This window comes from Arthrobacter sp. SDR-2R, from assembly GCF_057747955.1.
The window spans coordinates 3,452,780-3,464,196 of the sequence record NZ_CM173231.1; the positions used below are offsets into that span (position 1 = coordinate 3,452,780).

General features: G+C 69.1%; 7 protein-coding genes and 1 pseudogene. All 8 read right to left on the bottom strand.

The features are described 5' to 3' along the window. Window positions 1–71: 71 nt before the first annotated feature. The gene (locus tag AC3ANU_RS15970; RefSeq protein ID WP_488314852.1) at window positions 72–1,853 is read right to left on the bottom strand and encodes a serine/threonine-protein kinase; all 1,782 of its coding nucleotides are present in this window, start codon (window positions 1,851–1,853) and stop codon (window positions 72–74) included. Continuing rightward, window positions 1,850–3,844, bottom strand: a complete 1,995-nt coding sequence (locus AC3ANU_RS15975; RefSeq protein WP_488314853.1) for an FHA domain-containing protein — start codon at window positions 3,842–3,844, stop codon at window positions 1,850–1,852. The genes AC3ANU_RS15970 and AC3ANU_RS15975 overlap by 4 nt, the downstream gene beginning before the upstream one ends. Next, entirely contained in the window at window positions 3,831–4,763 is a 933-nt protein-coding gene (locus AC3ANU_RS15980) for a PP2C family protein-serine/threonine phosphatase (protein WP_056390964.1), read from the bottom strand. The genes AC3ANU_RS15975 and AC3ANU_RS15980 overlap by 14 nt, the downstream gene beginning before the upstream one ends. Further along, window positions 4,760–6,064 carry an RDD family protein gene (locus AC3ANU_RS15985; RefSeq protein ID WP_488315986.1) on the bottom strand — a complete coding sequence of 435 codons (1,305 nt, stop codon included), beginning with the start codon at window positions 6,062–6,064 and terminating at the stop codon, window positions 4,760–4,762. Before AC3ANU_RS15985 ends, AC3ANU_RS15980 begins: the two co-directional genes overlap by 4 nt. 285 nt (window positions 6,065–6,349) lie before the next feature. Next, window positions 6,350–6,406 (bottom strand): annotated as a pseudogene (locus AC3ANU_RS15990) (hypothetical protein); the annotation flags it as partial. After that, the gene (locus tag AC3ANU_RS15995) at window positions 6,403–9,006 is read right to left on the bottom strand and encodes a transglutaminase-like domain-containing protein (RefSeq protein ID WP_488314854.1); all 2,604 of its coding nucleotides are present in this window, start codon (window positions 9,004–9,006) and stop codon (window positions 6,403–6,405) included. The gene AC3ANU_RS15995 and the pseudogene AC3ANU_RS15990, both read right to left, overlap by 4 nt. After that, window positions 9,003–10,346 carry a DUF58 domain-containing protein gene (locus AC3ANU_RS16000; protein ID WP_488314855.1) on the bottom strand — a complete coding sequence of 448 codons (1,344 nt, stop codon included), beginning with the start codon at window positions 10,344–10,346 and terminating at the stop codon, window positions 9,003–9,005. Before AC3ANU_RS16000 ends, AC3ANU_RS15995 begins: the two co-directional genes overlap by 4 nt. Before the next feature lie 73 nt (window positions 10,347–10,419). After that, window positions 10,420–11,391 (bottom strand): AAA family ATPase, encoded by a 972-nt coding sequence (locus tag AC3ANU_RS16005; RefSeq protein WP_488314856.1) that lies wholly within the window; start codon window positions 11,389–11,391, stop codon window positions 10,420–10,422. Window positions 11,392–11,417: the final 26 nt, after the last annotated feature.

Consider the following 11,417-nt stretch of genomic DNA (forward strand, 5'->3'; position numbering starts at 1 on the left):
GCCTCCTCAAGGCAGAACTGTTGCGGTAGTCGGAGTGGTGGTGTTGCCGTGAAACCGGCAGTGCGGGACGTTCATTGGCCGGTGCAGGCGATGGAACCGGACCCCAGCGGTGAGAACGCACCGTCCGAGCGGACGATCATGACCTGGATGCAGGTTTGCCCCGACGGGTTGGGCCTGAGCCGGACGGGCGCCTGCGCGATGGATTGGTAGTCGCCGCCCCCACCGATGGTATAGACCCTCCATTTGTAGGTATCGCCCGGCTTGGGGTCGGGGTTGTTCCAGTAGAAGGATGCCTCGCCGTTGGTGTCGACCGTTCCGGCCAGGCCTTCGACATCGGGCACGGTGCCACTGTCCAGGGCGTCCGCAGGGGGTTTGCTGGCCTGCTGGGTTTCCACCGCCTTGGGGGTGCCTGTCGCCGTGTTGGCCACCACGATGCCCACCACAGCCGCCAATACCAGGAGGGTGCCGCCGGCGATTGCGAGCCAGAGGTTGCGTTTGCCGTGGTCGGCCTTCGGAACCGCTTGCGGCTCGTCCGCCTTCACCGCCCGCTGGACTGTTGCGTCCACGGTGTAGCCCGTGTCCTGCGTTCCTCCTGTGCCCGTGACGGGTGCACCGTAGTTGGCCGTCCCTGTGCTGCCACGCAGGACGGTGGACTGCGCCCACTCCCCCTGGCCGGCGCCGTCGTCCGTGGCTGCCGCCGGAGCAGCCGCCCCGGTGGCCGCCGCCCACGTGGTGCGGGCCGGAATCTGCGGCACTGCCGGGGCAGGCTGCCATTGGCTGGGGCTGGCGGGAGCAAAGTGCGACGGCGGGAGGGCGCCGCCCCCGGGCCCCGTCGCGTCAGTCCCGGTGCCGGTCGGGTTGGGGCGGGTGCGGGCAGGGAACGTGGGTGCGCTGCCGGTCCGCTCCGGATCGATGGCAGCAATGCTGCGGACGCGCGTCTCCTCGGTGCCGTCGTCCGGGTGGCCCTCCTCCTGCTGCGGCTCCTCCAGGACCTCGAAAGGCGTGACGGAAAGGTTGAGCTCGGCCTGGATGCGCTGCAGGGCCAGGGCGAAGGCGTGGGCCGAGGAGTACCGGGACTGGGGCGATTTGGCCATGGCGGTTGCCAGGGCCAGTTCCAGTGATTCCGGCACATCGGCACGGCCCAGCCGCGGCAGCGCCATGTTGCTGATCCGGTTGATCAGTTCGCGCTGCGAGTTGTCCGCGCCCGGCATCACGAAGGGTGAACGTCCGGCCAGCAGGGTGTACAGCGTGGCGCCGAGGGCCCACACGTCCACCATGACGCCGTCAACGCCGCCGTCCCGGAACTGTTCGGGCGGGGACCAGGGAATGGACATGCCCGAATCGTCATCAGAATCCCCGGCCAGGGTGCCGGAGATGCCGAAGTCGGTGAGGGCAGGACGGTTGTAGTCCGTCACCAGGATGTTGGCGGGCTTGATGTCGCGGTGGGCGATGCCGGCGCGGTGGGCGGTTTCGACGGCGGAGGCCACCTGGATGCCGACCGCCAGGACCTCGTCAACGCTGAAGCGCTGCCGCCGGTAACGCACGTCCAGGCTGGGCCGGGAGCAGTACTCCATGGCCAGGTAGGAGTGCCCGTCATCGGTGACTTCCGCTTCGAAAATGGTGACGATGTATGGGTGCGAGGACAGCTGGGCCATGAGGTTGGCCTCGGACTCGAACCGCCGCCGCGCGCCCTCTGTCTTGAGGTCCGAGAGCAGCACCTTGACGGCGACTTTCCGGCGCGGCCTGTCCTGTTCGTACAGGTAGACGTCGGAAAACCCGCCGGAGCCGAGCAGGCTGATGTAGGTGAAGCCCTGGATGCGGGGCGGCGGCGCAACGGGCCGTTTGGAACTCAAGGAATCTCCTCAAAACGCAGTGAGATATTGTCGCCCAGCTCCGCGATGTCGCCGTCGAGCAGGATGGCCATCTCGTTCTGGGCCAGGCGGCGCGGCGGTTGGCCTTCGCGGACCAAGACAGTGCCGTTGGTGGCCTTGAGGTCGCAGAGCATCACGTGCCAGCCCTCAAGCCGCACCTCGACGTGGGACCGGGAAATGTCGCCGCCGGGGCTTGCCACCTGGACGAGCCGCGGCATCACGCCGCCCTGCACCCGGGACACTGACGGCTGCCTGCCGATGACCATCGACTGGTCGAGGTCCAGCAGTTCGCCGGTGGACAGGCGCATCCGGCCCAGCCTGGGACGGGCCACCTGCACGGCATCCGGCAGCAGGGCAGCCCCGCAGGCGCTGCAGAGGGCACGTGTGGGTGGGTTGGCGTGGCCCTGGGCGCAGACGCGGGCCAGCACCATTGGTCCATTGGCGGGGTCCTGCTGGACGGCCGGCGCGTTTGTTGCCGGACCGGACGCGGTTCCCGGCAGGCTGCTTTTCATCACCGTCTGGCCATCGTGGTCGGGGTCGAAACCGGTGCCGGTGCCGGTGCCGGTGCCGGATACAGCAGGCGCCGGTACGACGGGCGCAGGTGCCCCGGATGCCGGTGGAGCCAGTGGCGTGCCGTGGTTTGGCGGCGGGGTGAAGCCAGGGGCGTCGTGGGCCGGCGTAGCTCCCCCCGTGCGCCACGGGACGGAGTCGATGAGGACGCCGGCGGAGGCAGGACGGGGCCGGCCGGAGGGCTCTCCAGTTGTACCGGCACTGGATCCAACTCCAAGTCCGGCGCCAGGTGTGGGCTGATGGCGGCTGTCGGTCTCTGTCGCAGTCCCGGGACCGGCTGCCGGTACATCCGGGGCCGGGTCCTCCGGGCTGCGGAGGGCGGGCAGGCGTTCGGCTGCCGGCAGGGCCGGGCGCTGCTGCGGGGACACCTGGCCGGAATCGTCATCAGGGTCCTCACGCACGGCAGCGTCTTCGATGTGCCGCATGACGGTGCGGTCCCAGAGATGGTCATAGGACGTCGTCATCTCCGCTGCGGGACCGGCGCCGGCTCCGGTGGGGGCAACGCCGGCGAAGCCTGTCTCCGGCACCTCAATTGGGGCGGGCTCACCTGAAGCATTCCCCACAGCTTCTCCCTCAGCGCCGCGCTCCCCGCCGGCACCAATCTCACCGTCGACACCAATAATGAAATCCGGGGCAATAGTGGCATCGGGGTCATGGGCATCCCGGGCGTGGGCGTGTGCGGCTTCCGCTGGATCGACCACCCCGTCGGCCGGGCGTTCATCAACGTCCTCTTCGATGACCCCCAGCACCGTTTCGGCCGAGGCTGCATGCCCGGGCAGGAGCGTGGTTTCGGGCAGGTCTTCCGCCTCGTCCGGAACGTCCGGCTCCCGCAGGTCAGCCGGGGCGTGGCCGGCGGGAGCAGCAGAAGCCTCGTCGCTGCCGGAAGTTTCCGCCGGTGCAACAGCATCCGCGGCGGCCGGAGCATCGACCGCAGCCGGGCCGGAGCGTGCGCCCAGGGTCAGGGACTGCAGCAGCACCACGCCCTCACCGAGCGGCAGCTCGGGTTGTTCGGTGGCGAGCCCGGCGGTACCGGCGGTCCCAGCCGCAATCGCCACCCGGCACGTGCCGGGGACCACGAATCTGCGTTCGTTCCAGGTGGTCACGTCCCGGCCGTCGAGGTCCACGGCTCCCCCGGGCTGTTCGACGGTGAGGTCGATGTCGCCCCGCAGGAAAACCCGCAGGGATCCGTTGAAATCCAGGATGCCGAAGGATGGGATGCGGGTGAGGGATCCGCCGGAAGTGCTGGTCACGGCGGCGAGAATCTCGTGCGGCTCAGGCCGGCCGGCCAGGAGTTCCCACAATGCGCCTGCGAGTTCCGCGGGCGACCCGGGGCCCAGGAGGACTGCGGTGCGGGACCTGACAATGCCCAGCCAGGTGCCGGGGATGTAGCTAGCGGCGGTCATCGTCCGGCTCCCCGTTGTGGTCCGCGGTCTCCTCCACCGGTGCGGGCAGGGGCTGCGTCACGGCTTCGGATGCCTGCGGCCGCGGCAGGGTCACTTCGTCCCCGTCAGCGGAGGTGAGGCGGGGCGCGGTGGTGCCAGCGCCGTCGTCGTTCGAAACGTTCCTGGCGTCCACCACGATGGCCGTGACGTTGTCCCGGCCGCCGCTGCGCAGGGCGGCCTGGATCAAGGCGTCCACCGCCTCCTGCGGATCCGCCACGCTGCTGAGGATCCGGAGGATGTCATCGTCTGCCAGTTCCCCCGTCAGGCCGTCGGAGCAGACCAGGACGCGGTCGCCTTCCTCCACGGGAAGGAGCCAGTAGTCCGCTTCCGTCTCGTCGCCCGTGCCCAGGGCCCGGGTGACCACGTGCCGCCGCGGGTGGACGGTGGCCTCCTGGGCGGTGATTTCGCCCGCGTCCACGAGTTCCTGGACCTCCGAGTGGTCGACGCTGATCTGCTCGAACCGTCCCTGGCTGAGCCGGTACGTGCGGGAATCGCCGATGTTCACCACCAGCCAGTACGGCATGCCCATCTGTTCCACCACGACAGCACCGGTAAGGGTGGTGCCGGCACGGGCTCCGGTGGCCTCACGGATCGAGTTGTCCGCACGCACCAGGTACTGCTGGAGGACGGCAGCGGTGATGCTCCGCTCCCCCGTGGCCACCTGGGGAATCCCGGCCAGGGCCCGCACGCACAGGCCGCTGGCGATTTCGCCGGCTTCATGGCCGCCCATGCCGTCAGCGACGGCGAAGACGGGATCGGCGGCGATATACGAATCCTCGTTCAACTCCCGGCGGAGTCCCCTGTCCGTCCCGTAGCCGTAGCTGAGGCTGAGTCCCGGCCCCGGCTGGATGGTGGAAACACTGGCGGGGTGCTGGTTCATGCCTGTCCTAGGTAAAAGGTACGGTCTCCAAAGTGCACGCTGGATCCCGGGGTAACAAACGTGGGGACGCCCGGCACCAAGGGGGTGCGCAGGCCGTCCGGGGTGGTGACGGCGCTTCCATTGGTTGACTGGCGGTCCGTCACCCAGATGCCCGCGCCGTCGGTGAGCAGGTGCAGGTGCGTCTTGGAGATCGAACGGCCGGGGTCATCCACAGCCAACAGCTGGGCCTGCTGTTCCCCGGCCTGCCCCACCGGGTTCCGGCCCACCAGGACGCTGCGGTCCAGCTGGAAGTCGCGGCCGTCGTCCAGGCGGATACGGAGGACGGCCACAGGGGCGGGGCCGCCGGTTCCGGGCCGCACCTGGGTGCGTTCGACGTCGTCGTCCACATGCGGCGGGGGCATCCGGTGGCCGGCGGCGGGCGGCGGCGCGAAGGAGGCAGGTGGGCTGTAGGGCAAGGTCTGCGACGGCAGGGCGGCCGACGGCGAAGGTGCCTGGGGTGCCGGAGCCGGAGCTGCCGGAGGTTGCGCCGCAGGGGTTTGCAGAGGGGCATGAGGGGCTGGGTGTACAGGGGCTGGGTGTCTGGGTGCTGGGTGTCCGGGGGCTTGGTGTACGGGGGCTTGGTGTACGGGAGTCTGGGCCACGTTGGCGCCGGCCACCGGCGACAGGACCTGCTGCACGGGCGGCAGGTCCAGGGGCGCGAAGCTGTAGGGCCCTTGGATGCCGCCGGTGGTGATGGGGTCGCGGCCCGCCTTGACATCGAACACCAGGGTCTTGGCGGCGGTGTCATTCCAGCCCCGCAGCCCGCCGTCCCTGTCCCACCGGCTGGAAACCACCACCAGCACGGCCCACGCGCCACCCACCAGGAGCAGCGGGCCAAGGATGGGCAGGGCGGCGTCAAACCACTTGAAGACCACCACCAGCACCGCGGCCAGCACGGCCAACAGGATGCCTGCTCCGGTGATGAGGCCACGCAGGAACACGGCGCCGGCGCCGGGAGCGTAACCGTCCTGGTCCGCGCTGCGGATGCCCATCAGAAGGTTCCCGGGCGTTTTGCCGGTGCGTGCTTCCAGCCCGAGGACCACGAAGAGGTAACCCAGGGTCAGGCCAAGGCCGATGCCGCCAAAGAGCACCAGAGAGGACGTGTCATAGACAATGAAGCCACCGCTTCTGGTGCGGGTAATCCCGGCGAATCCGATGGCAAACGTCACCACCAGCACCGCCACCCCAGGCAGCCAATCAATGACGGCAGCGCCAAGCCGCTTGCCCGCCGCAGCCGGAACAAGCTGAAGGTTCACTGCCATTCCCGTTCCTCCCCCTGGAGCGGCCCCCACCCTTGTGGTACCGCCCGTCCTGCCCGGCACGGTACCCGTATGCAAGGTGCCCGCTTGCGCGGTGCCCGTCAATGCGGTGCCCGCCGGCTGTGCCGGGGGCCTTTCTACTACCGGGATAGTACCGGGAATCCCGGACGAGTGCGCGGGGCGCGCTTCCCCGGGATCGCTCCTTGCTTGGTCCGCCGACAGGTCCGGGGTGCGGGGGCGGCGCGCCGCCCTGTTGGGCAGCGGCGCGCCGCAGGCAGTGCAGAACGTGGCACCCGCGGGGACGGGCTGCCGGCAGCGCGGGCAGCGTTCGGGATCGAAGGTCACTGCTGGCCGGGTCCTTGCTGGTTGGGTCCTTGCTGGTTGGGTCCTTGCTGGTTGGGTCCTTGTTGAACAGGCCCTTGCTGAACAGGCGGTGCGCCGGCACTGCCGGAGGCACGACGGCGGCGGGCAGCGATGAACCCGGATACCGCCGGCAGCGACACCCGGCCGCCGCGCAGGCTGGCGCCCTTGCCTGCGTTCATCGCGGCCCGGGCGTCGGCAAGCAGCGAACGCGGCGAGAACCGTGCCTGCTGCCGCCGCCAGAACCCCATCCCGGAGGTCATCTCCTTGAGGGAACCATCAACGATGGTCCAGTACTCGCGGACATCCTCTTCGGTTGGTTCCCCGGCGCCGAAGATCGAGGCGTCGGCCCGGCGCGCCAGCATGGTGGTGGTCCCCTGGGTCGCCGGGAAGGCATCGGCCAGGACCGCAGCGCTTTCCCGCCGTGTCGAACGGGTGTCGACGGCGGCACCCAGGTCGGTTGCCAGGCTCACCACCTCGTTCCAGCCCCCGCCCACGCGCTGGGCGGGATGGCCGTCCCGGAAACGGGACTTCCGCCGTCGTGCCTTCAACAAGGCGATCAGCAACAGCGGCAGGCCCAGGATCACCAGCGGGATGGCGGCGACGCCCAGCGCGCCCAGGAGGGCGCCCCAGAACAGCCAGGGATTGTTCTTTTTCTGGTCCGCGTCCAAGGCGTCGGGTGAGGAGTCCGGCGGCAGGTCCGCGGGCTCCTGCGGCGGGGGCGGCGGCTGCAGCACCTGCGGCTTGGGCTTGGACTTGTTCTCGGGGTCCGGCGGAATGGGGATGTTGTCCTTTGGCGGGGTGGGGTCGAAGCTGACCCAGCCCACGCGTTCAAACGCGACCTCCACCCAGGCGTGGACGTCCTTTCCGGTGATCTTCACCTCACCCGCACCGTTCTCCGGGCTGGTTGGCTCAGGGTAGAAACCCATCACCACGCGGGACGGGATGCCCAGGTGCCGGAGCATCAGGGACATGGCCACCGCGTACTGTTCATCGTCGCCGAGCATCTGCTTGGCGGTCAGCAGGTTGCGGATCCGGGCTGAACCGTGGCCGGAGACGCTGGGGAGCTGCCCCTCGCTGACCAAACCGTTGCTGAAGGCCCCCGTCTTCTGGAAGTGCGCCTCGATCTGGCGCACCCGGTCGATGGCCGTGGGCGCGTCGGCGGACAGGTCGTTGGCCTGGGAGCCCACCACCGGCGGAACTTCCAGGGGGTCGGGAAGGGAGACCTTCGCGAAGTCGTACTGTGTCAGCTGCCCGTGCTCGAGTTTGGCGGGGTCGGACACCTGGACGGTGTAGGAGTCGCCGCGGGACAATCCGCTGGTGGTGACGGCGGTGTCCGTTCCGGGGTTGAAGTAGAGGCCGGCAGCCGCAGCCGAGCCGGACTGGTCAAAGCTGATGCCCGTGGTCTTCCGGCCGCCGGGGACGAAGAAGCCCTGGTAGTCCTCCACGTTGATGCTGATCGAGTAGTCGTTGGTGGGCACTACCCCGGATGTGTCGGCCAGGGTGTTGATGGACTTGGCGTCGCCCACCTTGCTGAAGTTGCCCGAACCGTTGGGGTCCATGTTGTAGTTGGTGCCGTTGAAGGCATCCAGGGCGCCAAGGCGCACCCGGCCGTCCCGCGGGAGGCCTTTGACGACGAACAGGGTGTCGTCCTTCTTGTCCTTGACGTAGCTCCGGAAACTGGCCAGGGGGGTGATGTAGTCCTTGGGATCGAACGGCGGTACCACCACGTTGCGGAGGACCTTCCGGTCATCGCCGGCGCTGACCATTGGCGCGGCCACCGCGGTGATTCCCACGCTGGCGGCAATCACCCCCGCGGCCATGCCCAGCCGGCGGATCCTGGCGCGGCGTGCGGTGGCACTGTCCGCCTGGGGGCTGTTCACCGCTACCCGGCGGGTGCTGTTCCGGCGCAGGGCGTCCCGGCGGAAGGTTGCCCAGGCGATGCCGAGGACGGTCAGGCCGATGCCGCGTTCCAGGGTCAGGAACGCGGCGTTGGTGCTGAAGGCGATGCCCGTGACGAACAGGACCAGTACCGGCAGGAGCGGCAGGTAGGGGCTCCTTGCCCGCCAGGTAAGGAGCGCTGCCACGAGTGCCAGGACCAGCGAACTTAGGAAGGGGACGATGAGCACGCCGCCGGCGGTTCCCACCGGCACCCCCACCGTCAGCATGTCCTTCCAGGCGAAGACGACGCCCAGGAGCAGGGTCCGCAGCGAATCCAGGGTGGGGACGAATCCGGCGATGGCGGCGTCCGGCACCGCCAGCAAGGTTCCGAACACCAGGTAGGCGGCCAGGGCCAGGGCGGTGGTGATCAGCAGCCCCAGTCGCAGGTGGGCGTTCGCCCCGCCGATGCCCAGGCCAAGGATGATGCCGCCGAACCCGGACAGGAGGTAGTACGGGTCGCCGCCGAAGCTCAAACCGAATCCGAGCAGGCCCAGGCCCAGCAGGACCACCAAGGCTCCGGCATCGATCAGGAAATGCCAGGCCGGCTGGCCGTCCGCAAAGGCCGAATCCGGGGTGGCGGCCTTGCGGCGGGTACGGGTTTGCGGGGAACCGCTTTGTGGCGAATGGCCGGGTGCGGTGCTCATGCGGCAGCCTTTCTCAGCACGATGGCAAGGTCGGCCAGGTCGCCGAGCGTCAGGACAGTGAGGTCTGCGATGTTGGCCCTGGAGGGGGCGGCGCCGGTTTCCACCCGGACCGCCAGGCTTCGGACGCCGGGCGGGACGGAGGCTGCAGCGGAACGGAGCTGGCTTGCCGTCACATTGCTGCCCACCACGAAGAACACGACGGAGGCATTGGGCACCGTGTCGGCCAGGGTCCTGGCAAGGTCGACGGCGGTGCGGCGCATCGGGGTGCCGACGATCCGGGTCATGTCATCAAGCATGTTGCGGCCGGTTTCGCAGCGCAGGGGTCCTTTTTGCGTGAGCACATCCAGTTCCCGCTGTTCGCGGATTGCCTGCCGGCCGATGGAGGCGGCCACCGAGATGGCCATCTCGAACTCGTTGTCGGAAGCGTATTCGTCCGTGTTAATGGACAGCGAGATGGCCAGGTGGGCGCGGCGGGTTTCCTCGAACTGGCGCACCATCAGCTTGTTGGTCCGGGCCGTGGTCTTCCAGTGGATGTGCCTGCGGTCATCCCCGGGCACGTAGTCGCGCAGGGCGTGGAAGGAGACGTCGGCGCTGGACAGGTCCGTGGTGGGCATGCCCTCGAGGTCGCGGATGAAGCCTGCGGCGGAACCGGCCAGGGCAACGGTGCGCGGGTGGACGAAGAGGTCCTCCGGCTCGGTCCAGAGGACCTGGCGGCGCAGCAGGTGCAGGGGGTCGGCCCGGACGGAGCGCACCGGTCCCACCACGATGACGGCGCGCCGGGCGGTGGGGATGGTGAACAGGTCCTCATGGACCTGTCCGGGCTTCATCCGGGGCAGGTGGAAGACCGCCGTGGTGCTGCCCACCGGCAGTTCCAGCGCGGCCGGCAGCAGCGGCCGGGCCGACGTGTTGGAGACGGCAATGCTGCCGACGGCGCTGTCCCCCACCGCCACCCGCGTGCGGGCAAGGTCCAGCACCACGCCGTAGGAGGACCTGCCGAGGATGAAGGCCACCGCGATCACGAACATGGCGAAGGCGGCAATGGACGCTGCCGTGGCTTCCTGCCAACCGAAGGCCTGGCCTGTGGCCCACAGCAGGATGGCAGCGGCCAGGACGGACCACCCCAGGATGCTGACCACGGACAGCACCGGCCAGGCGTACCTCAGCCAGGTGTCCCGGACAGCCCGCCCTGCGGGTGACAGGGCGAGGAGGGCGGTGCTGCTGGCTTCGGACCATACGGCCGCGGGGTGCAGCCGGGTGGGGCGGCCGTTCCGGTGGAAGGGTTGCCGGAGACGCTCCGCGAGCCGGGTCAGCGGGGCGCCGCTGGACGTGCCGTCAGACATAGGGGTGTGCCTTCGTTGTTGCGCTGGAATGTCAGTGGTGGTGGCTGCGGCTTGAAGCCGCGGGCCCGGCGCCTCAGGCGTTGGTGCGCTGCTGCGGGGCGGCGACGTCGGCGAGGATCCTGGTCAGCACGGCCTCAGGGGTGGCGCCCGAGAATTCGGCTTCGGGGTCCATCACGAACCGGTGGGTCCACACCACGGGTGCCAGTTCCTTGATGTCATCCGGCAGCACAAAGTTCCGTCCCTGCGAGGCAGCCCAGACCTTGGCGGCCCGGACCATGGCCAGGGCACCGCGGACGGAGACGCCCAGGCGCGTCTCCGGGGCACTGCGGGTTTCCTCGCAGAGCCGGGAGATGTACTCAAGCACTGCGGTGTCCACGTGCGCCGTGGCGGCGAGGTCGGCCATGTCCGCCACCGCCTGGGTGGTGATGACGGCAGACAGGTCCTTGGACCGGTCCTTCAGGTTGTTTCCGCCCAGCAGCCGGACGGTGGAGGCGTGGTCCGGGTAGCCGATGGAGGTCTTGATCAGGAAGCGGTCCAACTGGGCCTCGGGCAGGCGGTAGGTACCTGCCTGCTCGATGGGGTTCTGGGTTGCCATGACCATGAAGGGGCGGCCTGCCTCGTACGTGACGCCGTCCACGGTGACCCGGGATTCCTCCATGACTTCCAGCAGCGCCGACTGGGTCTTCGGCGAGGCACGGTTGATTTCGTCGGCCAAGACGATGTTGTTGAAGATGGGGCCCTTGTGGAACTCGAACTTCTGCGTCTTCTGGTCGTAGATGGTCACACCCGTCACGTCGGAGGGAAGCAGGTCAGGCGTGAACTGGATGCGGTTGTTGGAGCCCTGCACCGTGGCGGCGAGGGCCCGGGCCAGGGAGGTCTTCCCGGTGCCCGGAGCGTCCTCGAACAGGACGTGGCCCTCGGCCAGCATAGCGGTGAAGGTCAGCCGGATGACGTGTTCCTTGCCCAGCACCGCCTGCCCCACGTTGGCAACCAGCTTTTCGAACGTGTCGGCAAACCACTCGGCCTGCTCAATGGTCATGGTCATGAGATGTGCTTCCTTCTACTGGTCGA

Coding starts and splice junctions, on each gene's coding strand:
- AC3ANU_RS15975 (WP_488314853.1), bottom strand. CDS start 3,844: ATGACCGCCGCTAGCTACATCCCCGGCACCTGGCTGGGCATTGTCAGG.
- AC3ANU_RS15980 (WP_056390964.1), bottom strand. CDS start 4,763: ATGAACCAGCACCCCGCCAGTGTTTCCACCATCCAGCCGGGGCCGGGA.
- AC3ANU_RS15985 (WP_488315986.1), bottom strand. CDS start 6,064: ATGGCAGTGAACCTTCAGCTTGTTCCGGCTGCGGCGGGCAAGCGGCTT.
- AC3ANU_RS15995 (WP_488314854.1), bottom strand. CDS start 9,006: ATGAGCACCGCACCCGGCCATTCGCCACAAAGCGGTTCCCCGCAAACC.
- AC3ANU_RS16000 (WP_488314855.1), bottom strand. CDS start 10,346: ATGTCTGACGGCACGTCCAGCGGCGCCCCGCTGACCCGGCTCGCGGAG.
- AC3ANU_RS16005 (WP_488314856.1), bottom strand. CDS start 11,391: ATGACCATGACCATTGAGCAGGCCGAGTGGTTTGCCGACACGTTCGAA.